The organism is Streptomyces phaeolivaceus (genome assembly GCF_009184865.1).
Taxonomy (GTDB): Bacteria; Actinomycetota; Actinomycetes; order Streptomycetales; family Streptomycetaceae; genus Streptomyces; species Streptomyces phaeolivaceus.
In genome coordinates, this window is sequence record NZ_CP045096.1 from 3238256 (window position 1) to 3263064 (window position 24809).

The window sequence follows — 24809 nt, forward strand, 5'->3', positions numbered from 1 at the left end:
TATGAGTACCCCACGCCCTGCCACCCTGAATGCCTCGGCCGCCGCGCTCTTCTTCAACAACGAGGGCAGCGCGCTTATCGTCAACCCCACCTACAAGGACCACTGGAACCTTCCCGGCGGCGGGGTCGAGATCGGCCTGGGTGAGACGCCGTACGACGCCGCTGTCCGCGAGGTCCGTGAGGAAATCGGTATCACCCCGCCGATCGGCCGCCTGCTCGTCACCGCCTGGCTCTCGCTCGGGACCAAAGGCGCCCAGCTGCTGTACATCTTCGACGGCGGGGTGCTGAGCGCCGAGGACGAGGCCGCGATCACCCTGCAGGAGAGCGAACTGAGCGAATACCGCTTCTGCCCGCCCCACGGCCTGGAGCCTGGTCTGATGCCCCCTCACCTCACCGAAGTGTGGCAGGCCGCTCTCGCCGCCCGCAGTGAATGCCGGACCGAGTTCGTCTCCGTGCGCCTGTAGCCCTCAAGGCCCGGGCGCCGAGGGAACGTTCCCTCGGCGCCCGGGCCTCAGTCTCGCCTCAGCCACCCACGCAACAGCCCGTCACGGGGCGGACTGGTCCGGCTGCCCCCGGAACTCCTCACCAGCTTTGCCGACCTCGCGGCTCACGAACGCCAGCAGCTCCGCCGACAGCCCTTCCTCGCCGCCGCCACGTGCGGCAATCGCGGCAATCTGCCCTCGCAGTACCAGCGTTTCCGTAATGATCCGCTGCACATCGGCATCCTCGGACCACATCAGCGACGTGGTGTCGAGAGCCTCTGCAAGTGCCTCCCCTGCCGCCGGGGAGACGCTGGTCACCCGACCCGTACGAAGCCCGCACACGAGGTCCCCGGTCAGGACGTGCCGCCCGATCATGGCGTTGCCACGCGCGGCGATCTCCGTATCCGACGGCCGCACCGGCATCTGGTCCAACACATAGGTGATCTTGTCGGCGAGGGTCCTCGGCTCCGACAGGGTGCCCCCGCTCCGCGCGCCCGGCTCGGGCACATCAATACCGAAGGACCGCTCCTGGGCGCGCCGCAAAGCTTCCCGGCTTACTCCGTACGCGTGAGCGAGGCGCTCTTCATACTCCTGCGCAAGCCGTCGCTGGCCATGCTCTGCAGCAGCAACCGGACCCGCCGTCCGCGTCCCGATCAGCTCCCGGGTCGCTGCCTGCGAGTATCCGGCATCGGCGCGCAGATCCGCGAGATCCGCCCACCCCTCACGGGGGAACAGCACATCCAGATCCTGCCCAAGCGCCTGGGCGAGCCCCGGCAGCCGCTCCGGATCGGGGGCCGAGCGCCCCGTCTCCCAGGCACTGACGCGGGCCCCGCTGACCCCTAGGGCCTGGCCGATGTCACTCTGCTTCAGGTGGGCATCCCGGCGAGCGAGCAGAAGACGCTCAGCGTCAAACCGGCGAGCCGGCATCCAACACGTCCTTCCAGGTCCGACAGGGGGCGGGGCCACTCTAGCCACTTGCCCGATGAACTAAACGAGGATATTCTCGTTCCATCGTTTTGGCCAGAAGGCATGCACGCTATCCGGCCGACACATACGTGCACCCGGCAGCCGCTGGCGCGCAGCGACACTCACACCCCTTGCCCAGGACGGGGCGCCACCTCCCACGGCGTTCCCTGCATCCCAGCTCCAGGACCGCCCATGATCGCCCGGCCCTCGTCGCGCCCAGTCGCGCGACTTCTACAGAGTTTAAGAACCAACTCTGGATCTTGACGCAGGGTCGTGCGTATGTTCGTCGTCACCCGGGCAGCCTGCCCGGCACGAGGATTGCGAGGAGCAGCACCATGCTCGCGCTCCGGGCCTCGTAGGTCCACATAGAGCGACGGCGCCCGAGAGCGGCAACTCCCGGACGCCGGACGCTTCACGGCTCCATCCGCCCCGGCAAGGGCTGACATCGCCACCATCACCACGCTGATCCCTTCCGCGGGGCATCTCAGCGTGGTAACACCAAGGGAGAATCGTACATGTGCTCTGCCCTGCGCAAAAGGCCCGAGAACCGGGCCCGCGCGGCAGCCGCCTTCGGTCCCACCGTCCCTCGCCTCGCCTGCGAACATCCCAGGGCCGCCGAGCAGGCACCCACCTCGCGGCAGCCGATCGGGGGCGGCCGATGAGCAGCGAAGCCCGCGAGTGGGTGTGGGAGCACAGCTCCAGCCGGGGAACCGCGCGTCTGGTCCTGCTGTCGATCGCCGACCGTGTGGCCGATGAGCAGTGCGTCTCCTGGGCCTCGCTGTCGAGCCTGGCCCAGCGCACTCACGCATCCGTCTCCACGGTGCGCGAGGCCATCGACCGTCTGGTCCACGCCGGTGAGCTGGAGCAGCTCGACGACCTCACCGGTCCGCAGCGCAGCACCGTCTACCGCCTCCCTCTCGCTGCCCAGGCAGAGGCTCGGGCATCAGAGGACCAGGACGCCGACCAGGGGTCGGCGGATGACCCCGAGGCCACCCCAGCGCTCCGGATCTCGGCCTTGCGGCGGTACGGAATCCGCCCGCGTGAGGTGCCGGAGTCCGCCGCGAGGGCCCGGAAACCGGCAGTACCGGAAACCGGCAGGTCAAGGCGGAAACCGGCACGTCGACGTACCGGAAACCGGCACAGCGATGTACCGGAAACCGGCACACAGAACCGTAGTGAACCGGATTTGAACCGTAGGTACAGCAGTGGTGGTGCTGCCGTCACCTTGGCTGCCGAGTGGCAGGTCGACGCGGCCACCCACACCTGGGTCCGCCAGCAGGGGCACCTCGACCGACTCGGCGAGCAGGGCCTGCAGGCCGCCGATGCGAAGTGGCGTGCCCACCGGGCGGGCCACACGCCGAGGCCGGCGGAAGCCTGGGCTGCCGACTGGCGCTCCTGGATCGTCCGGGAGCACGCCCCCAGCCGCCCGAACCTCTCCGCCGTGCCCGGCAGGGCCACCGCCGCACCGAGCGGCATGACGCGGGCCGAGGCCCACACCGCTGCCCTTCTCGCCGCCCTCGACGAGCCGACCGGAACGGAGGGCTGACCGTGGACCGCCGCGAAACCGCTGCCCTGCTGGCCTACATCGGCCGACTCGACCCCCGCACCATCCGCACCGACCAGGGCGAAGCCCGCGACCAGCTCGCCCAGTGGCACGAGCTGCTCGGCGACATGCCGATGGCCACTCCACACGGCTGGGACGCCCGCGTCGCCGCCCGCCAACACATCCGCACCTCGCCGTACCAGATCCTGCCCGCGGACGTCGTCCGTCCCTGGGAGAGCTACCGGCGCGACCGCCTGGCCCGGCACTCCGATCCGACACCGTCCGCCGACCCGGACGACCAAGCCGCCTGGACCGCCGAACTGGTCGGCACCCGCCGCGCCGTCGCCGCCGGCACCGCGCAGCCCGCGCAAGCCCGGGCGATCACCAGCGGTCGCGACGGACTCGACCCGAAGCTGGAGGCGCGGCTGCGGGAGATCGGCTCCTGCATACCGCCCGCAGCCCGAGCCGCCCTCGCGCCCTACCGGCCCGCCCGAGCAGCCCGCGAAGCCGCCGTCGCACAGGCGCTGCCCGACGCCCTGAGCGTTCGCTGCGAGTGGTGCCTGGCCCAGCCCGGCGAGCCATGTCGCCGCCGCCGGATCGGCCCCGACGACGGGGTACGCGGAACTGCCCCGCGCGCCACCCCACACCCAGGCCGCATCGACCTGGCCGCCGCCCAACAGGACCGGCAGAACGAGCAGGCTCAACAGCCCGCCATGGCCTGACCTGCTCATCCGGCGCGTGGTCCCCGTCCCACGCACCGCCTCCCAACATCACCGTCCCGCCCCGGCTGCGGCGCACGCCCGCGCGCCGCAGCCAGCACCCCGACGCCGCGCCCGCCGAGCACCGCCACGGCCGCCCGACGCGGCAGCACATCGGAGACCGCCTTGCGCCACATCACCACCCACGACGCGCCGCCCACCGGCCTGCGCGGCATCGGAGACACCGGCTGGCACACCCGCGGAGCGTGCCACGGCATGGACGTCGAGGACGCCGACGCGGTGTTCTTCCCCGGGCCCCGGGATCACGAGGAGATCGCGGAGGCGAAGGAGCTGTGCGGCTGGTGCCCCGTACGCCGCGCGTGCCTGGACTTCGCCCTGGAGAACGTCCTCAAGGAAGGCGTCTGGGGCGGCCTCACCGAAGCCGAGCGGCGCCCGCTGCACGACAACCTGCACCAGCGCCTCGACTACCGGCGCGTGACCGCCTTCTTCCAAGGGCGCGACGTGCACCTGACCGAGGCCGAGCGGCAAGTCGTCATCGACCACGCCTACGTCCGAGGCTGGCTGCCTAACCGGCTCGCCGCCGCCCTCCAGATCAGTCACAAGCACGCCCGAGACCTGCTCCGGCAGGCCGCCAACAAGGTCTTCGACCGCGACCGCACCTACGGCGTGCCCCGCCCCAAGAAAAAGCGGAAGAAGACCACCGCGGCAGCAGGCAGCCCCGCTCCCACTGCACCCGGCACACAGCAGCCGGTAACCCGCCCGGCAGCGTCGACTCCGGCGCAAGCCCCTCTCGGAAAGGCCGCATGACCCACCCTGTCCTGGCCCTCAGCGCCGCTCCGGATCTCCCTCTCCTCCTCGCCGCCTGCGTGCCCGCCGCCCTCGTGCTGGTGCTGACCGCCTGGGCGTTCCGGCGCCGCGGAAGCCGCCCGCAGAAACGTCTCGGCGGCCCGGCGGTCAAGGTCGCCGCCCTTGCCGCTCTCGGCTGCACGGCCTACAGCGCAGACACGAGCTGGCGCTTTGCCGCCGACTACCTCGACATGGCCGGCACCGCTGAACGAGCCGGGATGTTCGCCGCGGCCGAGCTGGCGCTCTTCGCGACCGCGCTGATGGCACGGCAAAACCTGGCCGTTCAGGGCGCCCCCGGCCTGCCGGGCACGCTGGTCTGGGTGATCACCGGCGTGCAGGTGATCCCCGCCTACGCCGAGAGCGGCCCTGTCGGCGGCACGGTCCGGGCCTTCGTCGGGCCGGTCATGGCTGCGATGCTGTGGCACCTCGCCATGGGAATCGAGCTGCGCCTGCGGACCCCGGGCGCCGCCTCCCACGGACTGATCGCCGTCCTGGGCAGGGAACTGCGCGAGCGGCTGCTGTCCCGCCTCGGCATCGCCGCGCGAGACCGCGACGCCGCGCAGATCACCCGGGACCGGGCCACCACCCGCGCGGTCGCCCTGGCCGCCCGTCTTGCCGAGCGCACACCCGAGCAGCAGCGGAGTTGGAGCGGCCGTCGGCTCACCCGGCGCCTGTCGAAGGCGGTCGGCAGGGCCTCGGTCGGGACCGACGCCCGCCAGCGCGCGCAACTGCTCGACCAGCTCGCCGCCCGCCGACACGCACTCGCGCTCGCTACGGTCCCGCTGCCCTCCCCCTGGTCCCCGGTGCGCAGCCCCGCCACGGCAGCCACGGTCCCCTCGCAAGCGCCGGTCCCCGTAGCCGGTCCCGACAAGTCGGGCGGGGACCGGGGACCGTGCAACCCGAGGGGACCGGTCCCGGAAAACGTGGACTCGACGGAGTCGTCAAGCGCGGGGACCGAAGGCAACGACGAGGGGACCGGCGTGGGGACCGAGGCAGAGAGGGACGCGGTCCCGGGGACCGGTCCCGCCGATTCGGAAGCCTCGGCGGGAGACGCCGGAAGCGTGGGGACCGACCTTCCTGCGCGAGAAGTACCTGCTCAGGGCCCTGATTTGCATCGGGGACCGACCACCACCGAGTCGGGGACCGAGCCCACCGGGGACCGGGGACCGACCACCACCGACACGGGGACCGAGCCCACCGGGGACCGGGGACCGACCACCACCGACACGGGGACCGAGCCCACCGGGGACCGGGGACCGACCACCACCGACACGGGGACCGAGCCCACCGGGGACCGGGGACCGACCACCACCGACACGGGGACCGAGCCCACCGGGGACCGGGGACCGACCACCACCGACACGGGGACCGAGCCCACCGGGGACCGGGGACCGACCACCACCGACACGGGGACCGAGCCCACCGGGGACCGGGGACCGACCACCACCGACACGGGGACCGAGCCCACCGGGGACCGGGGACACAAGGCCCCCCTCCGGCGGAAGACGACCACGAAGTCCAGGGCGAAGAACAAGGGGAAGCGCGGCCGGTCCCGCAGCCCGCAGACACAGCGCCCGCCACGCGAGCTGGAGCAGTCGGTGGACCAGCTCGTCCAGCAGGTCCGCCCCCACGTCCCCGCCCTGCTCGAACGGGACGGCAACGAGTCCGTCACCCGGGTCCAGCTGCGGGAGATCCTCCGCCGCGAGGGCCTGAGGGGCGGCCGGAACGACCGGCTGAGCCTCGTCCTCCAGGAACTGCGGAGCGACGACACCACGAAGACAAGGAGCACCACCCGATGAAGACCTGCCACGAGTTCGACACCGTCCGTGCGGAGTATGAGCGGGAGATCGGCTTCATGCTCGCCCACTCCAAGCGGCACGAGGGCAGGCCGGCGGCAAAGTCCAGCGCAAAGCAGGCTGCCTCGACGAAGCGGCGGATGGCCCGGGCGCTCAACACCCACGTCGGGCGCTGCCCCGAGTGCGGCTGAACCGGCAAAGACCCAGCTCAACGCCCTATCGGCAAAGGGTGGCCCGGCTCCGTGCCGGGCCACCGCCCCGCTCCAGGAGACACGTAGTGATTTCTCGTTCCCCTCGCTCTTCCGAGCCCACCGCTGCCGAGGCCGGCGCCTGGGCGGACGTCCTCGTCCGCCGGCGGCTCCTGCACGCCGCCGTCCTCGCACCGACCGGGCAGTGGCTCGTCCAGGACCGGCCCGACGGACCCGTCCGTGTCCTCCCGGGACCGGCCGACGTCGTCGCGCTGGCCGCGACCATCCAGCACCACACCCGAACCATGAGGCCCGAAATCCGATGACGAACCCCACTCAGAACGGCACCACCCCGGAACGTGCCCCCGACTCCAACTCGCTCTCAAGGCCAGCAAGTTGGGGCGGAAGCGTAGCTTCCGCCAACCCCGCCCCCAAGGGGGACGGGGAGGGCCTGCACCAGGGGGCGCAGGTCCATCAGGCTTCGACCGAGGGCGGATCGAAGCCGGGACAGGAGGAGAAGCCGACCTCCCGTCGCGACCGCCGTGAGCGCGCTGACCGCGCCCGTCAGCGCCCGCGTCAGCCGCGCGCCACGAAGCGACTGCACCAGCCCAACACCCGTTTCAACGAAGAAGAGTTCGCCCTGATCAAGTCCGCCGCCGCCCGGTGCAACCTGTCCGTCGCCGGCTTCCTCGCCCGCGCCGCGCTCGCCGCAGCCCGTGACCTCGACCGCACCAGCGCCGAGATCGCCGACGAACGCGAAGTGATCACCGCGCTATTCGACAGCCGCCGCAAGCTCGGCTGGGCCGGCAGCAACCTCAACCAGGCCGTGAAGGCCCTCAACTCCGGTGCCGAAGCACCCCATCTGGAAGCGGCGATCGCCGCCGTCCACCGCGCGGCCGAGAGCGTCCGCGACGCCTCCGCCCGCCTGATCGACCAGCGTGCTACGTGATCCCCAGCGTCAACAACACCGGATCGAAGACCTTCGGCCTCCTCAAATACCTCTACGACACCGGCAAGTACGAGGACCACACCGACCCCCACCTCGTCGCCTCCTTCGACGGCATGGCCCCCGACCCCGGCCGCGACCCGAACGCCACCCTCGAAGACCTCCAGCAACTCCTGGACCAACCCGTGATGGCCCTGCCGAAGCACACCCGTCCGGCCAAGCACGTCTGGCACACCTCCGTCCGCGCGACGGCGGACGACCGGATCCTGTCCGACGAGGAATGGGGTGAGATCGCCCGGCGGATCGTGGCCGCCACCGGCATCGACCCCGGCGACGGGCAGCCCGGCTGCCGCTGGGCCGCCGTACGCCACGCCGACGACCACATCCACATCGTCGCCACCCTGGTGTGCGAGGACGGCAGCCGCCCCGATGACTTCCGCTCCGGCAAACGCGCCCAGGCCGAGTGCCGCCTCATCGAGAAGGAACTCGGCCTCCACCAGGTCGCCCCCGGCGACGGCACCGCCGCCCAGCGGCCCACCAGCGCCGAACGCCACAAGGCCGAACGCCAGGGTCGCGAGCGCACCGCCCGCGAGGAGCTGCGGGAGACGGTACGGCGCGCGGTGTCCGGTGCGGGGAGTGACGAGGAGTTCTTCGACCGGCTCGCCGCTGCCGGCGTCCTGATCCGTAAGCGCGCCGCTCCCTCCGGAGACCTCCTCGGATACAAGGTCGCTCTGCCCGGCGACCTGAACAAGGACGGGGAGCCGGTGTTCTACCCCGGCGCGCGTCTGGCCCCCGACCTGTCGCTGCCCCGCATCCGGGAGCGTTGGTCCGGCGGCACCGGGGCCGAGCCGACGCCGCGGCAGGAGGACACGGTCCGTACGGGGCCCGGCGCCCCGACCTCTGCCCGCCGCGGGACGGCATCGGCCGCGTGGCAGGCCGTGCTCATCGTCGAGCACGGCGACGACGCGGTCGCCGCCGCCCACATCGCCGCCGCCGGCGAGGTCCTGGACGCGCTCGCGAAGACCTCCGCCGCCCACACCCGCCGCGAACTGCGAGACGCCGCAACAGCGTTCGAGCGGGCCTCCCGCTCCCACGTCCGCGCCGTACGCGGGCACGACCGCGCGCTGCGGCAGGCCGCCCGCGACCTCGTCCACGCAGGGCCCGCCCTCGGCCGCGGAGAGGACGGTGCCACCACCGCGATGGCGATCGACATGCTGTTCTTCCTCATCACCGCCGCCGCCCACTGGCACGCGAGAAAGGGCCACGCCCAGCAGGCCGAAGCCGCCGCCCAGGCGGCCGGGCACCTGCGCACCGCCTACCAGGCCGCCGCCGCCCAGCCGCTCGGCGTGCTCTACCAGCGCGGCCGACGTCTGAGCCGGCCGGTGCTCCAGCGGCAGACCGTGCTGCTGCGCGAAACGCTGCCGGGGCTCGCCGAGCAGATCCTCGCCGAGCCCGGCTGGTACGCCCTGGCCACGACCATCGCGGAAGCCGAAGCCGCCGGCCACGATCCGGCCGATCTTCTCTCCGCCGCGGTCGGGCGTCGTGAACTCGACACCGCGGAGTCGGTGAGCGACGTGCTGGTGTGGCGGATGCGACGGACGGCCGATCTGCCCGCCGACGCCTCGCCCCTGTCCGAAAGCGGCACCGCTGGGGTCCAGCCCGCAACGCGCAGGACGGCCCCCCAGACCTCCGCACCCGGCCGCCGCCGCAGCAGCAAGGAGGAGACATCGAGCAAGACCCGGTGAGCCCTGCCAGCCGGGGTGTGCAGCCTCAGCACACGACCAGGAGCAGGCGCACCGCCACCGCCCCGCTCGCGCCCCACAGCATGGCCGTACGCCACAGCGGACCCCGGCAGCGTTCAGGCCCGCGTTGTGGGTCACGGACGCTACGCACACTCAGGAGTAACGCAAGGGCGCAGGTGCGGCGACTCGAGCCAGTAGGCGACGCGAAGTCGGGCGGCCGAAGCCGACGTGACGTGTTCGGGCACGCCGAGGGGACATCACCTATCCGCTCGGAGACACGCGCCGTGCCCACTCATCCGCGCCCCCAGGAGGCGGAAAAATGCCTGATGACCTGCCCGAAGGCGGCTGTGGAATTTGTGAATTGAAACCGTCAGGGGCGTAAGGCACGATCATGAAGCGAGCAGGACGAGGCACAGGAGGACGCCAGGGTGTTTCACCGAATACGCCGACGGGCCAAGGAGCCCAGCGAGGAACAGCGCCGATTCTTCGAGCTGTCGGCGCGGCTGCAGAACCAGGTCCCGCCCGGGATCGGGGTGCCGCCGGCCGAGCCGGAACACATCGAGCCGACCGCGGTGGTGGACGACTTCCTTCCGCCGGAGCTTCGGGTACCCAGCCACGACCAGGTCGACGGCACCATGATGCCGTGGAAGCAGCCGCTCGTCCTCGACGGCGAGATGGTCGCCTGCTCCGAGTGCGGCGCGTACCGGGACTGGCTCATCCTCTCCACCCGCGACCAGGTCTGGCTGCGTTGCCGGGTCGGCCACCAGCAGCAGGAGACCCGCCTCGACACCGCCTGGTTCAACCGGAACCGCGGGCCGGCGGACGCGACGCACGCCTCGTTCGAGGAATGCCTGCGCCACCTCGGGCACTGACCCCAACTCCTACGACCCCACCGGGCCTGCGGGTCCGCACTGACCACCCTTCGCCTAGCACCAAGGGGTCAGTTCCGTCATGCGCGTTCGCGTCGCCACCACCGTCCTCGGCATCACCGCCGCCCTCCTCGTCGTGTCCGCCTGCTCCACCGACACCAGCGGCACCAAGCCCGATACCGCCGCATCCGCCCGTAGCGGGAAGCCCGCCGACGCCGCTCAGCAGGCTGCTCCGCTCACGTCGGCCGCGCTGGAGGCGCGCCTGCTCGACGAGAGCGACCTCGGCAGCGGCTACCTGCGCAAGCCGGAGCGCCCCACCCAGCACAACGACGTCACAGTCATCGGCTGCCCTGCCCTGAGCGAACTGGGCGGCGACGCGGCGACCGGCGGCACGCTCACCTTCCCGCACAGGGCGAAGGCCACCTTCACCTACGGCGGCAGCTCCTCAGAGCTCTCGGAGGAGCTGTACAGCGACGGCTCGAACAAGCTGTCCGACGGCATCGGCCAGATCTTCGACGCCATGACCGGCTGCCCGACCTATCAGGTCGTCGCGGGCGGCACCCCGATCGGCATCGCCTCGCAGAAGCTGCCCGCGCCCTGCGACCTCGGTGACGAGCAATGGAGCCAGCTCCTGACGTTCTCCGCCGGAGGACGAAGCACCGTGGTCAAGCAGACCGCGATCCGCGAAGGCAGCCTGCTGCTGATCGTCTCCGGCTCCCCGGCCCTCGTCGACCGCCACCTCGACAAGGCCCTCACCAAGGCCACGGCAGCCAGCTGACCGGCCCCGACACACTGCTGCCCCCGACCAAGAGGTGGTCAGGGGCAGCAACGCTGTGCGGCTCGCCTCACTGAGCGACTCTGTCGGGGATCTTGAGGACGGGCGTCACTTCCCTTGGCGCCACCACAGCGGCCGGGGTAAGTCGCGTGCGTCGAGGTACTGCTGGAATGCTGTGGGAGGGCGGGGCCGGTACGAGCTGTCGGCGGGTTCTTGAAGGCTCAGCCGCTCGATGTTGATCGCGAGTGCGGTCAGGACGTGCTGGACGTGCGTCTTGGCCAGGCCGCGGTAGCGGCACCGGCGTCCGCGGTGGCCGTCCGCGAACTCCTCGATGGTGCCCTCGGCCCCCGAGCGCCGCCTGTAGAGCCGGCGCCAGTCCGCATCCTGCTGATCGGCCCGGTTCTTGACCTGGAGTTCGTACAGGCGCCGTGTCGGGAAGTACAGGCTGCGAAACCGGCCCGGAGTGCACTTGGCCCGCTCGGGGCAGCGGCCGCACTGGCGGGCGTCGAACCGGACTGTGACCTTGGTCGGCTCGACTGTCGGCAGGTCCTGCCAGTTGCCGCTGACCTGCCCGTTGGGGCAGGTCACCTCGCGCTGGTCGAAGTCGATGATGAAGTTCTCCCGGCCGAAGCCGTCCCCTGCCCGGTGCTGCGGGGTGGTGCTGGGCGGAAGCGGCCCGATCAGGGTGACGCGGTGCAGGCGGGCGGCTTCGTCCATGCCGGCCACGGAGGTGTAGCCGCCGTCGACCAAGTGCCGATTCGGCAGTAGACGCCGTCGCCTGAGGCGGGCGTGGATGCCGGGCAGCGCCTGGCTGTCCGCGCTGGAGACGGCCGTGGCCACGTCGGTGATGATGTTGACCCGCTTGTCGTCGCAGGTCTCGGTCAGGTGCACGAGGTAGCCGGTCCAGCGTGTGTCACCGCGCATGGTGCAGCGGGCCTCGGTCTCGTACGGGGATTCGATTCGGACTCGGGAGGGCGGCTGGCCGTCGCGTTTCGTGCGCGGCCTGAACCGCCCCTTGGCATCCACCAAGAAGTGCTGCACCAGGATCGTTCGGAGCACGTTCGCCTGCGCCGGAGCGCCGCCGGGGAACCGGGCGTCGAGACGGTACAGCAGTTCGCGGGCGTCGTTGCCCACCTGCTCCAGGCGGGCGACGGGGTGGCTGGGCTGGGAGCACAGGCGAACCGGCCGGCCGTAGCGTTGGGCCCATTCGGCGGTGACCAGCTCGTCCAGCACCTCTGGCGCGTCGCGGGCCGCCTCTTCCAGCACGGCGCGGACCGCCTCGCACGCCAGCTCCAGGCGGGTCAGCTCCCGTGCGGCGGACAGGACGTGGGTGGAGTCGGTGCGCTGCGTGACCCGCCCTTTGAGCAGGCCGGCCCGTCGGATCCGGGTGAGTGCGAGGCCCAGTAGCCGGTCGGCGCGGTCGCCTTCGGCGAGCCGGTCGCGGAAGTCGGACAGGACGCTGTGGTGGAAGCCGGGATCGTCCAGGTCCAGGCCGAGGGCGTACTTGAAGTCGATTCGGCAGCGCACTGCCTCGGCGGCCTGGCGGTCGGAGAGGTTCATCGCGTACTGCAGCACGCAGACGGTGGCGAGTTGGGCGGGTGAGAGCCCAGGTCGGCCGTCACGCGGGTACCAGGCGGTGAAGTCCTCGTCGCTCCAGAGGCCGTCGAGGCGGTCGCGGATCCACATCGCGGTGGTGCCTTTGGGGTTGGCCGCGCGGGCAACCCGGGCGGTCAGCGGCGGGATCTCGGCTCCGGAGTGAGGCTGGAGGGACACATCGGGCTCCTGGGGAACGAGGGCGGAACGTTCCAACGAGCCTGACGCAACGTCACGATCGTTAACTGCCCATCCTCAAGATTCCCGACAGAGTCGCTCACTGCGCGGTGCGGAAGGTGGTCTTGCAGCTGGGGCAGTGCGCCTCGCGCACCGCGCGTATGGGTTCGCCGTACCGATTCGTCATATCGGCATCCTGCCGGACGGGTCCGATTTCCCTCATCAAGGGTGGTCGGCGGTTGTTGAGGGGCCGGGTCTTGAGTGTCCCGGCTCATTTGAGCTTGCCCGCGGCCGAGGCTGTGACCAGGGGTGATGTAAAGACAGGTTGAGACGGATCTTCGGCGGAGTCTCAACTGGTGTTGTCTGCCAGCCGCACTTCCACAGAGTTGTCTCACTTGATGTTGTCGGTCAGTCGTCTTCGACCGCGACCGGGAAGGGACATCAGCGGCGTCGGGCCCAGAACAGGGCGTGCCCGCCCTCGCCTTCGGGCACGAACTCTTCCTGCTCGACCATCAGGCCGGCTTGAGTGATCCAGGTCCGGTTCGTGGCGGCGTCCGCGTGGCTCCACCACATAGCGGTCCCGCCGCCCAGCCAGTCCTCATCGACGCCAGTCCAGCTCCGATAGCCGGTGGTGCCCAGGAACCAACCGCCAGGTCGCAGCCATCCGGCGACCTTCTCCAGTAACGGAAGCTGTTCCTCAAGCGGGATGTGGATCAGTGCGTAGAAGGAGACGACCGCGTTGAAGGAGGCCGGCCCGAAGTCCACGGCCGTGGCATCGGCGCGGATGAACTCGGCCTGCGGCACGAGCTCCCGGGCCCTGCGGATCTGCACCTCACTGATGTCGACGCCAGTGACACGGTGACCTACGGTCGCCAGGGCGCGGGCGACGGGAACCCCGCTTCCGCACCCCAGATCCAGCACCGTGCCTCCAGCCGGGATACGACTAGATAGTTCGCTGATCCAGGGCTGGTACTTCGTCTCGGCGCCGTACGCCTGGTCATAGCGAAGGGAGAGCGCGTCGTACCCGCGCCGGACCAGCTCTTTGGGATCTTCGATGTCCACGCCGGTGGACATTAGCCGCCCATGGTGAGAGGCCGCGAACCGTTTTCCCACGCGCCCCAGCAGGACAACAAAGCCCTCCATCTCACACAAAGTTGCCCGCCCGACGCAGATCCGAGAACTTCTCCTGAGACACCGGCAAAGTCACGTGAGACGAGACATTGAGGGAGTTGTTGAAGGGGCTGGAGCCCCGTTTCGGTGATCGTCGGCTGATCCTCAGAAAATGTTGGTCATTGAGGGCAGACTGGCCCGCGTGACGCCCTTGGCCGACGCGCTCGGCACCGACGACGACCTCCTCGGGATCTTCCCGTCTCGTCCGAGATCCGCATCGGCTCCGCCCTGGATCTCCACCAGCGGACAGAATCCCGACCGGCAGATCGACACGCCGCCCCTCGCGGGGTCTACAACCACATCCTCGACCTCAAGGAAATGCGGACCTCCCCCGTCCCTCGCCCAGCTCGAAGGCAGCACCCGGTGACCACCAAACACCCGCACAAGACCGCCCTGGTCCTCATCGACGTCGAGAACGCCTTCGGTACCCTCGCCCAGCGCTCCGTCGCCGTCACCCGGCTGGCCGCTCTGCTCGAACACGTCCCCGCGCAGGCCCAAGTGGTCGCCGCCTGTCCGCCCGCACGTATCCGGCCCGACGTCAAACAAGCTCTGGCCGACCAGGGCGTCAAGGTGCTGTCGGCCGGGATCGGGCCCAACGCTGCCGACAAGGTCCTACTCAACCGTGCCCGCCAGGCCGCCGCCAACGGCGTCACGCACTTCACCGTCGTCTCCGCCGACGCCGCCTTCGCCACCCTCGCCGCACTCGGTGAACTACACGTCCTCGCGTGGGATCGCCAGCCTGTCGGCAAGACGCTCGCCAAGGCGGCGACCGTGCACCGCATTTCCCGTCACCACAGCGCCCCTGCCTCGGCCTCTGCCCAGCCAGCGGCCATACCCAGGGTGCCGCGCCCCGCACCCCAGCGCTTCGCTCCAGCACCGGCTTCCCCGCCACCTTCCGCGCCTGACTCCCCGCCCATACCGCGCTGGAGCACGGCAGCCTTCGGTGTCGGTGCTCTGTTCTGCGGCGGCCTCGCCTTCGGCACAGGCACTGCACTGGGCAGCCGACTGGTACACCTCGCCCTCGACGCCGCCACCCGACCGCGCCCCTGACCGCCCCGCCCGGCAGAAAGCATCCGCTCGTGAGCGACCCCACCCTCTTCGCCCCGGCACCCGCGCCCCTGAAAGCGGACAAGCCCGTGCCGGCTGCCTGGGCGGCCGAGATGCCGCCGACCGCGCCGGTCGTCCACGGCGCGGTCATCATCAGCGCGATCGAGACCGCCTGGCGCGAGATCCGTCGCCGCTTCGACGGTGTACCGGACATCTGTGTCACCACCCCGCCCACCACGGGTGCGCAGGACCCCACCAAGTGCACCGCCCTCCGTACCGGTCGGCGCTTCGAGCGCTACGGGCACCTGACCATGCAGCTTCAGGTCTCTTCCGGCACTCTCGGGCTCGGCGGCCGACCGATGATGGAAGGACTGCTCCATCACGCCGCGCACGGGCTGGCCCTGACCCGGAGAATCGTCGACGTCAGCGGCGGTGACCGGCGCTGGCACAACAAAAAGTACGGAAGCCTCGCCCGCGAGGTCGGCCTGGTCCCGCCCGCACGCGCCGCCAAGGTCATCGGCAGGGGCCGGTGCCCCCTGCCCGACTCCGAAGCGGAGAAGTGGGCCGAGGTGATCGCGGCCCTCGACGCCACGGCCGCCGTACAGCTGAAGGCCACCATCCAGGCCGTCGCACCGCCGCGCGGCGGACGTTCCGGCTCCCGCTTCGCGATCGTCTGCGAGTGCACCCCCGTTCCCCGTCGCCAGCAGGTCACCCCGCACTTCTACGAACAGGGACCGCTGCTGTGCGGGCTGTGCCTGGCCAAGTTCCGCCCCGCCGACTCCGTCGTGCTGTCCGCCCAGGCGGCCGGGGAAGATCTGTGATCCCCGCACCGGATGAAGGGCGCCCCCGCCCAGAGAAAGCATGGTCCGCGCACCACTCGGCTCCGTCGCAGTCGGTGAAAGTCCGCTGACGGCAGGCCCGACACCTTGTACTCGTCGCCCGGGTCGCCTTCCTCCGACTCGATGGCTCGCGCGAACCTTGGAGGGAAATGCCAGAAGCCCGGCCCCTTCGGCGGAGGACCGGGCTTCTTCTGTTTGGCTGGGGGCGCCGTCGCTAGGCCGGCGCTCGCAGCAGTCGCTCCCGGGTGGCCTCGGGCAGGATCCGGCGCAGGACCGGTGCGGTCGAGCTGAGGGAGTCGGCGAATGCTGCCACGAGGTCGTGCGGAACGCTGGAACCGAAGGAGGCCGCCCACAGGCAGGGGGAGCCGAGCGCGGGCTCGGCCCATGCCTGCCATCCGGTTGGTCCCGGCTCGTCGGCCTCGGTCGTCAGGGCGCGCGGGTCGGCGTCCTGGATGAGGGGCGGTACCTCGCCGAGGCTGATGTGCGAGGTGAACGTCGGGTCCGTCGCTGCCGCGTCGGGCTGGTCGATGTCGCGGAGCCAGCCGTGGGCGGCGACGGCGTCGAGGACCAGTTCGGGGCCGGCGAACGGCACGGTGGGCTGGTCTCGGGCGTCGAGCGCGACGAGGAAGTCGGCCACTGCCTCGCCGGGGACGTCGGTGGTGAAGTAGCACGACCACGACGCGAGCGGGCTGCTGGTGTCCGCGCGGGCGGAGATCTGCCAGGCGATCGGCAGGTCTCCCAGGTGGAACGGCTCGTCCGCCAGGCTCCACTGCGCCCATCGAAGGGTGTCGGAGCTGATGTGCAGAACAGTGCTGCGCAGGACCTGGCGGTCCTCCAGTGCCTCGTCCGGCTCATGACGTCCGCGGACGATCGTCAGGCTCGTCCAGCCCAGACCGGAGAGCGTGTCGGCAACGCCGTCGTAAAGACGCCCGTCGTCACCGGCCAGATACCGGGGACCGACCCAGAACGCGGGCTGGCCGCCGGGCGGAACGGACGGGTCGGGCGGGAAGTCGGGGTACAGGGGCGCCTCCAAGGGGTCGGTGCGGGTCTAGTTGCCGCCGGCACTGCGGCGGGGGCGGCGCGGGGGTGCCTGAACGGGGCCCTGCCAGGTCAGGGCGATGGCGACCTCGGGCGGCAGATGGCCGAGCTGTGCGTCCTCGTCCCGCCCCTCGGCGAGGTAGACGACGGTCCGGCCGGTCTCGTCCACGGACTGCACGACCTGCGCCAGGCGGTGCGCCATCGGAAAGAAGGGGTTCATGGCCTGGCGGACCGGAGCATCCCGGTCACAGGCGGACAGCAGGTCGATGAGGTTACCGACGGTCATCTCCGGGGTCGTCACGAACAGCCTCCTGGGGTGAGGGGAATCGGTGAGCGGTGAAAAGGACAGAGCCCGACAGCCGGCCGTCCGAGCGAGAACTACTCGTGGGCGCTTGGCTGTCGTACACGACGTGAGGTCTCCAGCACGCGCGCCACTGCGGCGGCGACAATGTCGGCCGGCGTCTCGGTGTCGAATGACAGGTGATAGCCGCGCACCTTGGCCGTGCCGGACACGGCGATCTTCCATCCCTCGCCGCCCGTGCCGGGACGGCCGAGCGGGAACCAACCGAGGTAGAAGCGGCCGTCCTTCGAGCTGACGTGCACGTCCGCGCGGTCGTCCACAATCAGGTGGAAGTCCTCTGCGGAGAACTGGTCCATCACGAGCGTGGGCTGGCCGGGGCCGAGCTGCCACTCACGCAGCCGCAGTGCTTCGACGGTGGTGGAGAAACCGGAGTCCACGGGCGCTACGGTCACGGGCATTCACCTCTCTGACCTGGCGTTTCTTGCAAGGTCGTCTACGTTGACATGCCCCCGCCCGCGTTGGCCAGTCATTCCGCGATCTTTCCTGTCTGCCCCCGGCGAACTGCCGTTGCGAGTCATTTTGTAGGGTTTCAATTTCGGCTTCATAATCTCTGGCTCGACTGCACACGCGCCGCACATATGAAGCGGTCTTGAGATTCCCCGCTCAGAGGATTCTGTCTTTCGAGTGACGGCAGTCGCTCGAAGGCCACTTCTCCGGCAGTGGGAGCATCGTGGTGATACGGCCCTACTCAGGCGCAGGAGCGGACCTGGCAACGGTTGCTAGCACTGGCTCCCGACGCGGTGAAGAGGATCAGCCCGTATGTGCGCCGGGAGCAACCATGACGGCGCAACGGTCAGCTCGGCCGAACAATGTCTGGAGAGGGAAGGAGAAGCCCTGTGGGTGGGGCGGTCAACACCATGTCGTCGAAGTGAGGTGGCGAATCCCACGAGGCGACAGATTGGAAGTCCACGCTGCCGCCGGGGAACGTCGCGCCGTGGAAGCTGACATCTCCGCCAGAGAACGTCGCATCATCAAACCCGACCGTGCCACCGGAGAACACCGCGTCATCGAAACTGACCCTGCCTCCGGAAAACACTGCGCGGGTGAACCGGACCGCACTGCCGGAGAACGTCGCATCATCAAATCCGACCTTACAGCCAGAGAAATCCGCTTCGTCGAAGCTGACGAGGCTGCCGCTGGCGGAGAACGTCACGCTGGTGTTCAACAGATCACTGCGGCCACGGCCGCAGTGACGGCGCACGCGAGGGTCAGGACCGCAGCGAAGGTAGCGGCGGCGCGCATAAGGCTGCCGGGGATCGTGGCACCGTCGGCGCGAGCGAGGATTCCGGCCACAGTGGCGGCCAGCAGTGCTACAGCCATCATGAGCGCGGCGGCGAGGAGGACGATGGTGACGATCACGGCAGGCTCCCTTGAACGGGCGGGCGTTGACGTGACTGTTGTCCTGGAATCGGCGTACATCAGGGTCCGTTCGAACGATGATGGACGCTGGCGGACACCGAACCCCTGGGGAACGCGCGTGCACGATGAACAGACGGGGCCTGAGCAGGCGTTAGCGGAACTGCGACGCAGGCTTGAGGATGGGCTGGCCCGCTCCCGGTGGAGCAAGACGCAGTTGGCAGCGAAGGCAGAGTTGGCACGTACCACCGTGTACGAGGCCATGCGAAGCGAGGCTCCCGTGCCGTCGCCGGAGACGGTCGCAGCCCTGGCCCAAGTACTGAAGCTGCCCGTAGCGGTGCTCCTGGAGCTGCGACGCCACGCTGCCACGCCCATCGGTCCAGACGCTGGGGATGTCTTGGCGCCGGGGCGGCCGTTGTCGGAGTGGGATCCGCACGACCTGGAGGTCCACCCCGCTGGCGATGCTGCGGGCTGCGGCGTGCCGGGACAGCGAGTGCTGCCAGGGTACGTGCGGCGGGAGCACGACGAGACACTGACCGGTGAAGTGCGAGAGGCCGCTGCGGGCAACAGCCGAATGGTGGTGCTAGTCGGCACGTCCTCGACGGGCAAGACGAGGGCCTGCTGGCAGGCAGTCCAGCCGCTGGCCGATCTAGGCTGGCGGCTGTGGCATCCCTTCGACCCCACTCGGGCCGACGCCGCCCTGGCCTCCCTAAACCGTGTCGGGCCGAAGACGGTGGTGTGGCTAAACGAGGCCCAGCACTACCTCGGAGATGCCGCCCGCGGCGAACACATTGCGGCCGCCCTGCACACACTGATCACCGATCGGGAGCGGGCACCAGTCCTCATCCTGGGCACTCTGTGGAAGGAGTACGCAGACCGTTACACCACCTTGCCTTCCCCAGGCGGACCGGACCCGCACAGCCGCGCGCGCGAACTGCTCAGCCGACGGCGCGTCCCGGTCCCAGACACCTTCGACGAGACAGCGTTGGCAGCGGCACGATCGCTGGCGGCCGCTGGTGACCGCCAGCTGGCCGATGCACTGACCCGCGCCGATGGCCACGGCCGCCTCGCCCAGGACCTGGCCGGCGCTCCCGAACTCCTGCGGCGCTACGAGGACGGATCCCCGCCGGCCAGGGCACTGCTCCAGGCGGCGATGGACGCCCGACGCCTTGGCGTCGGGCTGCACCTGCCGCAGGCATTCCTGACCGACGCCGCACCCGACTACCTCACCGATGCCGACTATCAGGGGCTCACCGAAGACTGGGCGGAGGTGGCCTACGCCGAACTTGCGAAACTAGTCCACGGCAAACAGGCCCCGCTCAGCCGCATTCGCCAGCGCCCCCTGCACCGGCCACCCGCACCCCAGCCCAGTGCGCCATCCGCGCCAGCAGGGCTGGTGTTCCGGCTCGCCGACTACCTCGAACAGCACGGCCGCGCCACTCGCCGGGTTCTGTGCCCACCCGCCTCCTTCTGGCACGCCGCGCACAAACACCTGACTCACCCCGACGACCTCCAAAACCTCGCCCATGCAGCTGGCGACAAGCACCGCATCCAATGAGCCTTCGCCAAGTTCGTTTCCGCAGTTCAGTGGGGCTGGTGTGATGCGCGGGTGAAGTCCTCGCGCTGGCAGGCGGGGTGATCGTTAGCACGAGATCGTCCGGCGCGGGCGTTCTCGCGGGTTCTGGCGTGAGGTTCGGGGCTGCCGCGTAGGTTCCGCGTCGGGAGGGATGTTCATGACAGACGTGCTGACGTGGACGATCGGGCGGCGGCTTGAGCTGGCGAAACGTGTTGAGGTGCTGCGTAAGGAGCTGGGCGAACTAGAGCTGGAGGTGGCCCGGTTGGAGGCCGCAGAGGTGGTGTTCGGGCAGTGGGCCGAGGCCACGGGCGGTGGACGGCGGCCGTCGGGCATCGTGTCGCCGGAGCCGGAGCCGGAGCCGGAGCCGGAGCCGGAGCCGGAGCCGGAGCCGGAGCCGGTTGCTGTGACGGTGGGCCCGGGTGCGGGCGGGATGCGGGTGGTGCCCGATCGCGTCGAGGGGATGGGGCTGGAGGCCCTGACCTGGGAGTACCGCCGGATCATGGAGATCGTGGCGGGGGCGGGCGGTCCGGTGATGGCCAAGGAGGTCGCCCTCGCGCTGGGCCGGGAGACGACCCCGGCGAAGATCGAGCCGGTCCGCGGCCAGCTGCGCAAACTCTCCGACCGTGGCTGGCTCGTCCGCACGGCATCGGGCCGCTACCGACCACGCTGACCAGCGGTGCTGACGGACGGACGGTCCGATTCCTGCCGTAACGCGAGGGCCCCCGGCGGGAGTTGGTTGATGTGTGACGAAAAACCAGCCCGCCGAGGGCGCTCAAGAAGTTGTCTACCAGGTCCGCCTCCCGCTGTCGAAGCGGACCATCGACCTCGTCGCCGACCTGATACGCCGGCGCCGGAACCAGATGCGCTCGCCCTGGCGCAAGGCCGAACCCGGTAAGCAGGCCGTCATCGTGCTCGCCGTCCTGCGTCACGACCAGCGCCTGGCCGACATGGCCGGCGGCAACGGTGTCGGGGAGTCCACCGTCCGCCGCTGGGTGAAGGAAGTCGTCAGGCTGCTGGCCGCCCGCGCCCCGCGCCTGGACCGGGCATTGAAGAAGATCGCCCGCGGCGGCGGGGTCGTGGTCCTCCTCGACGGCACCCTGATCCGCACCCGCCGCCGCACCGGGAAGGACGACCGGAAGAACTACTCAGGCAAGCACAAGACCCATGGCCTGCTGTTTCTCGCTCTGACCGACGAGAAGGGCAACCTGATCTGGATCTCCGCGGCCAGGCCCGGCCGGTCCAGCGAAATCACCACCGCCCGCCACAACAAGATCACCGAACACCTGCGGGAAGCCGGCCTCGGCGCCCTGGCCGACCTCGGCTTCGTCGGCCTCGACGACAAACCCGACGACGACCCGGTGATCATCACCGGCCGCAAGGCCACCCGAAACCACCAGCTGACCGCCGCCGAGAAGGAGACGAACCGCCTGGTCAGCCGCGAACGCGCCGCCAACGAACACGGCTTCGCGGACCTCAAGAACTGGCGGACCCTGACCAAACTCCGCACCGACACCCGGCAGGCCACCACGCTCCTGCGGGCCCTGCTCGTCCTGGCGAACAGCGAAGTACAGCGGTAACCAGACAGGGCGGACGATCTCGCCCCGATGATCACGCCACCGGCCAGCGTGAGGACCTCATCGACACATCACACCAGCCCCACTGAACTGCGGAAACGAACTTGGCGAAGGCTCAATGGGCCAGACACCTCCAACAGCGTGCTGCCAAGGCTGGCAATGCAGACGCATTGCTCGAACTGGCCCACCTCCGGGAAGTCGCTGGAGATCAAGAAGGCGCTGAAACCTTGCGGCGGCGGGCCGCCGACAACGGCGGCCCAGACATCCTTCTCGAACTGGCCCACCTCCGGGAAGTCGGTGGAGATCAAGAAGGCGCTGAAACCCTGCTGCAACGAGCCGCCGACAACGGCTCTACGGAAGCACTGCTCCGACAAGCCGAACTCCGGGCAAACGCCGGAGACCTAGAAGGCGCTGAAACCCTGCTGCAACGAATCGCCGGCGCCGTTGGCCTACGTCAGCTTGCTCAACTCCGGGTATTCGCGGGAGACCAGCAAGGCGCCGAAGCCCTGCTGCGGCGGGCTGCCGACGCTGGCGACACCGACGCCCTGCGACAACTGGCCGAACTCCGGGAAGATGCCGGAGACCGGGACGGTGCTGAAATCCTGCTGCGGCAAGCTGCTGACGCTGGCGACGCCGACGCCCTACTCCAGCTAGCCGAGCTGAAGGAATACGCCGGAGATCCGGAAAGCGCCGAAAGCCTGGCCGGGCAGGCCGCCGACGCCGGCGCTACCTACGCCCTACTCCAGTTGGCCACGCACCGGGAATACGCTGGAGACCGGGCCGGTGCTGAAACCCTGCTACGGCGGGACTCCGGCAACGACGGCGTCCTTCGACTGCTGGCCAGCTTCCGGGAAGACGCCGGAGACCGGGACGGTGCTGAAGCCCTGCTGCGGCAAGCCGCCGACGCTGGCGACACCGTCGCCCTGCGCCGACTGGCCGATCTCCGGGAAGATGCCGGTGACCGGGACGGTGCTGAAACTCTGCTGCGGCAAGCCGCCGACGCTGGCGACAAGTTCGCCCTGCGACAACTGGCCAGCTTCCGGGAAGACGCCGGTGACCGGGACGGTGCTGAAGCCCTGCTGCGGCAAGCCGCCGACGCTGGCGACAGCTTCGCTCTGTGCCAACTGGTCCGTCTCCGGGAAGCCGCTGGAGACCGGAGCGGTGCTGAAGCCCTGCTGCGGCGGGCTGCAGACGCCAGCAACGGTTCCGAGCAGCGAGTCGTTGAGAAGTGGAGAGGCTTGTGGCCGTACGGGCTGGACGCGGACGGTACACCGGCCGCCCCCTGGACGTAGGCACCACACCGCTTGCGCCTCGGGGACCACACGGGAGGGACGTGTCCTGCATTTTGTTACCGCCCAGAATCACATTTCGTTGCTTCCCACTCAGCCGAAGAGGTGACCGTCGGCCTCGACGTATCCGAAGCGCTGGACCATGTGCACGAGAGCACGACGAAGGCGCCCGTGACGCTCGGTGGTCTCCAGCATGGGAGAACCCTTGATCGTCACCGCCATCTCGGACAGCGAGCTGCGGTCAGTCCGCCCGAGCGCGCGGACATCGATAAGGGTGCCGAGGCCGGCCCGGGGCTGGTCGTGCGGTCCTTCGGCACTCAGTCGCAGCTCAACGGTAGGCGCGCCTGCCCATCGTATCGTCGTTTCATCACGCACGACCGCTGGCAGGAGATCGGCGGCGGTTTCCCAGGCTGCCAGCAGGACTGCCTCCACTTCCTCAAGTGTGAGTTTCGTCGAGGAGCCCGAAGGGAGAACGGCAGCCCAGGCAGCGGCGTCCTGGATCGTGATCTCAGCGCAGGTCACGGTGTGCGACTGCAGCGCGCCAGGCAGAGCGACCATGACCGCCCCGGCCAAAACCGGCCGGCCGCCCTCGGCGGTGATGGTTGCCGAGTAGCTCAGCGAGTCGCTCGCGTTACGGTGCGGTCCCAACTGCCAGTCCGAGGCAGGGAGGTCCGCGCCCCTCCTCAGCGACAGCATGGTCACCGCGCCAGCGAAGCGGCTGATGGGCAGCGCCTGGGCAAGTTCGCGGCGACGTGCCGGGGTGATCTCCAGCCCCCCGGCCTGGTCCCAGGGCAGCGTCACCACAGCCCGCACCCGCAACTGGGGTGCGGGCTGGAGGGCCATCCAGTTCCTGGCGGAGGGCGTCTGGTTGAATCCCACGTCTTCCTGGGGCTCCCACCGCCAGTCGCGGTCCGTGCGCACCAGGCAGCCTGGGCCCCAGTCTCCTCCTTCAAGGGCGAAGCGTTCGACGTCGGAGCCAAGCACCACGCTGTCGGTCCCCGCAGCAGTGGGGTATCCGACAGCCGCAAGGGGGTCGCCGTTCCCTGCTGGGTGTCCCGCGGTCAGCAGGGCCCGCCACAGTGGTTCACTCACGGCTATGGCTCGGCCCTTTCGCAGGGTGAGCACCCAGCCTGGCCCGGAACCTTCTCTGGCGGCAAAGTGCTGCACAGCGGTGACGCGGTGCAGGTATGCCCCGGTGGTCGGCTGACCGAGCCCCGCGGACCGCAGTTGGTAATGCGCCCCGAGCAGGTCGTGTTCGTGCAGCGGCAAACCTTGGCCCACGCGCGGTTGCGGGCCGACAGTGTCGGGCACCGCGACGGACTCGGCCACGGCCGCTGACGTGTCCGGTGCGGTGGGGGCGGCTGCTTGTCCGGGCGCGAGAAGGCGCTCGTTGAGGAGGCACACCAGGATGTCGTATGTCTCGAAGAAGTCGTTGCGTAGCGTGTGCAGACGGCGTTCGTCCTCGCCGGGCTGGTGCTCGCCGACAACGAACCTCCAGGCGTCCTCTTTCTCCTGCACCGACAAGCGTTCATACGCCTCGGTTTCTGCCCTGTCGGCAAAGAGAAGGTTGATCATCTCCTCGCTGAGCTGCACGGCGGCCTGGCTGAACGCCGCCGCCGCCTGCTTCAGTTCGAGGTCGATGAACCCGAGGGGGTCATTCCTGAGCGCGTCAGCTGCCTCGTGGATGAGCCTGTTGACGCGGCCACTGACGACAAAGAACTGCTGCGTGCGCAGCGTCTTGAGCCAATCGGCGTACGGGGGCAGTACCTCCAGAATCCGCGCAGCCTTTGCCTTGTCTCCCCACGGTTCGGGCGCGCTCGCGATCACAGGGAGACTCGCGGGAACGGAGGTGGTCGGGTCCGCGGCAACTACGAGGAGCTGAGTGAGCCTTCGCCAAGTTCGTTTCCGCAGTTCAGTG

28 protein-coding genes are annotated in these 24809 nt (G+C 69.9%); 16 read left to right on the forward strand and 12 right to left on the reverse strand.

Features of this window, described 5'->3' with window-relative positions; translation table 11 throughout:
- Position 1: 1 nt before the first annotated feature.
- A complete protein-coding gene (locus F9278_RS15040) occupies positions 2 to 463 on the forward strand; it encodes an NUDIX domain-containing protein (protein WP_152168790.1) in 462 nt (153 codons plus the stop codon).
- Between the two features lie 81 nt (positions 464 to 544).
- Here F9278_RS15040 and F9278_RS15045 read toward each other — a convergent pair whose 3' ends face one another.
- Positions 545 to 1408: a helix-turn-helix domain-containing protein gene (locus F9278_RS15045; RefSeq protein ID WP_152168791.1), complete on the reverse strand. Its 864-nt coding sequence runs from the start codon at positions 1406 to 1408 to the stop codon at positions 545 to 547.
- 697 nt (positions 1409 to 2105) lie between these two features.
- On the opposite strand from F9278_RS15045, the gene F9278_RS15050 reads away from it, so the two are divergent.
- From F9278_RS15050 to F9278_RS15095, 10 genes are all read left to right on the forward strand, one after another.
- The gene (locus F9278_RS15050) at positions 2106 to 2993 is read left to right on the forward strand and encodes a helix-turn-helix domain-containing protein (RefSeq protein WP_152168792.1); all 888 of its coding nucleotides are present in this window, start codon (positions 2106 to 2108) and stop codon (positions 2991 to 2993) included.
- Between the two features lie 2 nt (positions 2994 to 2995).
- On the forward strand, positions 2996 to 3712 hold the full coding sequence (locus F9278_RS15055) for a zinc finger domain-containing protein (RefSeq protein ID WP_152168793.1): 717 nt from the start codon (positions 2996 to 2998) through the stop codon (positions 3710 to 3712).
- 162 nt (positions 3713 to 3874) lie between these two features.
- Entirely contained in the window at positions 3875 to 4516 is a 642-nt protein-coding gene (locus tag F9278_RS15060; RefSeq protein ID WP_152168794.1) for a WhiB family transcriptional regulator, read from the forward strand.
- The gene (locus F9278_RS15065) at positions 4513 to 6354 is read left to right on the forward strand and encodes a hypothetical protein (protein WP_152168795.1); all 1842 of its coding nucleotides are present in this window, start codon (positions 4513 to 4515) and stop codon (positions 6352 to 6354) included. Before F9278_RS15060 ends, F9278_RS15065 begins: the two co-directional genes overlap by 4 nt.
- A complete protein-coding gene (locus F9278_RS15070) occupies positions 6351 to 6542 on the forward strand; it encodes a hypothetical protein (RefSeq protein ID WP_152168796.1) in 192 nt (63 codons plus the stop codon). Before F9278_RS15065 ends, F9278_RS15070 begins: the two co-directional genes overlap by 4 nt.
- 86 nt (positions 6543 to 6628) lie before the next feature.
- A complete protein-coding gene (locus F9278_RS15075; RefSeq protein WP_152168797.1) occupies positions 6629 to 6865 on the forward strand; it encodes a hypothetical protein in 237 nt (78 codons plus the stop codon).
- Positions 6862 to 7488, forward strand: coding sequence for a plasmid mobilization protein (locus tag F9278_RS47065; RefSeq protein ID WP_226966749.1), 627 nt, complete (start codon positions 6862 to 6864; stop codon positions 7486 to 7488). Before F9278_RS15075 ends, F9278_RS47065 begins: the two co-directional genes overlap by 4 nt.
- Positions 7485 to 9230 (forward strand): relaxase/mobilization nuclease domain-containing protein, encoded by a 1746-nt coding sequence (locus F9278_RS15085; RefSeq protein WP_152168798.1) that lies wholly within the window; start codon positions 7485 to 7487, stop codon positions 9228 to 9230. Before F9278_RS47065 ends, F9278_RS15085 begins: the two co-directional genes overlap by 4 nt.
- A gap of 425 nt (positions 9231 to 9655) precedes the next feature.
- A complete protein-coding gene (locus F9278_RS15090) occupies positions 9656 to 10099 on the forward strand; it encodes a hypothetical protein (protein WP_152168799.1) in 444 nt (147 codons plus the stop codon).
- Between the two features lie 79 nt (positions 10100 to 10178).
- Positions 10179 to 10874 (forward strand): hypothetical protein, encoded by a 696-nt coding sequence (locus tag F9278_RS15095; RefSeq protein ID WP_152168800.1) that lies wholly within the window; start codon positions 10179 to 10181, stop codon positions 10872 to 10874.
- A 105-nt stretch (positions 10875 to 10979) separates the two neighbouring features.
- Here F9278_RS15095 and F9278_RS15100 read toward each other — a convergent pair whose 3' ends face one another.
- Together F9278_RS15100 and F9278_RS15105 are read right to left on the reverse strand one after the other, a co-directional pair.
- A complete protein-coding gene (locus F9278_RS15100; protein WP_193241490.1) occupies positions 10980 to 12644 on the reverse strand; it encodes an IS1182 family transposase in 1665 nt (554 codons plus the stop codon).
- Positions 12645 to 13082: 438 nt separating this feature from the next.
- The gene (locus F9278_RS15105; RefSeq protein ID WP_226966750.1) at positions 13083 to 13715 is read right to left on the reverse strand and encodes a class I SAM-dependent methyltransferase; all 633 of its coding nucleotides are present in this window, start codon (positions 13713 to 13715) and stop codon (positions 13083 to 13085) included.
- A 459-nt stretch (positions 13716 to 14174) separates the two neighbouring features.
- On the opposite strand from F9278_RS15105, the gene F9278_RS15110 reads away from it, so the two are divergent.
- Positions 14175 to 14861 (forward strand): hypothetical protein, encoded by a 687-nt coding sequence (locus F9278_RS15110; protein ID WP_152168801.1) that lies wholly within the window; start codon positions 14175 to 14177, stop codon positions 14859 to 14861.
- Between the two features lie 29 nt (positions 14862 to 14890).
- Positions 14891 to 15679: a hypothetical protein gene (locus F9278_RS15115; RefSeq protein ID WP_226966751.1), complete on the forward strand. Its 789-nt coding sequence runs from the start codon at positions 14891 to 14893 to the stop codon at positions 15677 to 15679.
- Between the two features lie 232 nt (positions 15680 to 15911).
- Here F9278_RS15115 and F9278_RS15120 read toward each other — a convergent pair whose 3' ends face one another.
- From F9278_RS15120 to F9278_RS15140, 5 genes are all read right to left on the reverse strand, one after another.
- Positions 15912 to 16730 (reverse strand): DUF317 domain-containing protein, encoded by an 819-nt coding sequence (locus tag F9278_RS15120; protein WP_152168802.1) that lies wholly within the window; start codon positions 16728 to 16730, stop codon positions 15912 to 15914.
- Between the two features lie 15 nt (positions 16731 to 16745).
- The gene (locus F9278_RS15125; RefSeq protein ID WP_152168803.1) at positions 16746 to 17036 is read right to left on the reverse strand and encodes a hypothetical protein; all 291 of its coding nucleotides are present in this window, start codon (positions 17034 to 17036) and stop codon (positions 16746 to 16748) included.
- Positions 17037 to 17113: 77 nt separating this feature from the next.
- A complete protein-coding gene (locus tag F9278_RS15130) occupies positions 17114 to 17488 on the reverse strand; it encodes a DUF317 domain-containing protein (RefSeq protein ID WP_152168804.1) in 375 nt (124 codons plus the stop codon).
- A gap of 401 nt (positions 17489 to 17889) precedes the next feature.
- Positions 17890 to 18261 (reverse strand): pentapeptide repeat-containing protein, encoded by a 372-nt coding sequence (locus tag F9278_RS15135; RefSeq protein WP_226966752.1) that lies wholly within the window; start codon positions 18259 to 18261, stop codon positions 17890 to 17892.
- The gene (locus tag F9278_RS15140) at positions 18258 to 18455 is read right to left on the reverse strand and encodes a hypothetical protein (RefSeq protein ID WP_152168806.1); all 198 of its coding nucleotides are present in this window, start codon (positions 18453 to 18455) and stop codon (positions 18258 to 18260) included. The genes F9278_RS15135 and F9278_RS15140 overlap by 4 nt, the downstream gene beginning before the upstream one ends.
- Here F9278_RS15140 and F9278_RS15145 point away from each other — a divergent pair.
- The 3 genes from F9278_RS15145 to F9278_RS15155 all read left to right on the forward strand — a co-directional run bounded on the left by F9278_RS15145 (position 18442) and on the right by F9278_RS15155 (position 21605).
- Positions 18442 to 20010, forward strand: coding sequence for a helix-turn-helix domain-containing protein (locus F9278_RS15145; RefSeq protein WP_152168807.1), 1569 nt, complete (start codon positions 18442 to 18444; stop codon positions 20008 to 20010). The two genes, F9278_RS15140 and F9278_RS15145, sit on opposite strands and share 14 nt — an antisense overlap.
- Positions 20011 to 20185: 175 nt before the next feature.
- Positions 20186 to 20698, forward strand: a complete 513-nt coding sequence (locus F9278_RS46165) for a hypothetical protein (protein ID WP_193241491.1) — start codon at positions 20186 to 20188, stop codon at positions 20696 to 20698.
- A 73-nt stretch (positions 20699 to 20771) separates the two neighbouring features.
- Complete coding sequence (locus F9278_RS15155) at positions 20772 to 21605, forward strand: transposase family protein (RefSeq protein WP_152168808.1); 834 nt, start codon at positions 20772 to 20774, stop codon at positions 21603 to 21605.
- A 68-nt stretch (positions 21606 to 21673) separates the two neighbouring features.
- On the opposite strand, the gene F9278_RS15160 is transcribed toward F9278_RS15155, so the two are convergent.
- The 4 genes from F9278_RS15160 to F9278_RS15170 form a co-directional block, all read right to left on the reverse strand.
- On the reverse strand, positions 21674 to 21976 hold the full coding sequence (locus F9278_RS15160) for a hypothetical protein (protein ID WP_152168809.1): 303 nt from the start codon (positions 21974 to 21976) through the stop codon (positions 21674 to 21676).
- 75 nt (positions 21977 to 22051) lie between these two features.
- Complete coding sequence (locus F9278_RS46170; protein WP_193241492.1) at positions 22052 to 22216, reverse strand: hypothetical protein; 165 nt, start codon at positions 22214 to 22216, stop codon at positions 22052 to 22054.
- Between the two features lie 183 nt (positions 22217 to 22399).
- Positions 22400 to 22726 (reverse strand): hypothetical protein, encoded by a 327-nt coding sequence (locus tag F9278_RS15165; RefSeq protein ID WP_152168810.1) that lies wholly within the window; start codon positions 22724 to 22726, stop codon positions 22400 to 22402.
- Positions 22727 to 22984: 258 nt separating this feature from the next.
- Positions 22985 to 24718: a hypothetical protein gene (locus F9278_RS15170; protein ID WP_152168811.1), complete on the reverse strand. Its 1734-nt coding sequence runs from the start codon at positions 24716 to 24718 to the stop codon at positions 22985 to 22987.
- Positions 24719 to 24809 lie beyond the last annotated feature (91 nt).

Coding starts and splice junctions, on each gene's coding strand:
- F9278_RS15040 (WP_152168790.1), top strand. CDS start 2: ATGAGTACCCCACGCCCTGCCACCCTGAATGCCTCGGCCGCCGCGCTC.
- F9278_RS15045 (WP_152168791.1), bottom strand. CDS start 1,408: ATGCCGGCTCGCCGGTTTGACGCTGAGCGTCTTCTGCTCGCTCGCCGG.
- F9278_RS15050 (WP_152168792.1), top strand. CDS start 2,106: ATGAGCAGCGAAGCCCGCGAGTGGGTGTGGGAGCACAGCTCCAGCCGG.
- F9278_RS15065 (WP_152168795.1), top strand. CDS start 4,513: ATGACCCACCCTGTCCTGGCCCTCAGCGCCGCTCCGGATCTCCCTCTC.
- F9278_RS15070 (WP_152168796.1), top strand. CDS start 6,351: ATGAAGACCTGCCACGAGTTCGACACCGTCCGTGCGGAGTATGAGCGG.
- F9278_RS47065 (WP_226966749.1), top strand. CDS start 6,862: ATGACGAACCCCACTCAGAACGGCACCACCCCGGAACGTGCCCCCGAC.
- F9278_RS15095 (WP_152168800.1), top strand. CDS start 10,179: ATGCGCGTTCGCGTCGCCACCACCGTCCTCGGCATCACCGCCGCCCTC.
- F9278_RS15105 (WP_226966750.1), bottom strand. CDS start 13,715: ATGTCCACCGGCGTGGACATCGAAGATCCCAAAGAGCTGGTCCGGCGC.
- F9278_RS15145 (WP_152168807.1), top strand. CDS start 18,442: ATGGTGACGATCACGGCAGGCTCCCTTGAACGGGCGGGCGTTGACGTG.
- F9278_RS46165 (WP_193241491.1), top strand. CDS start 20,186: ATGACAGACGTGCTGACGTGGACGATCGGGCGGCGGCTTGAGCTGGCG.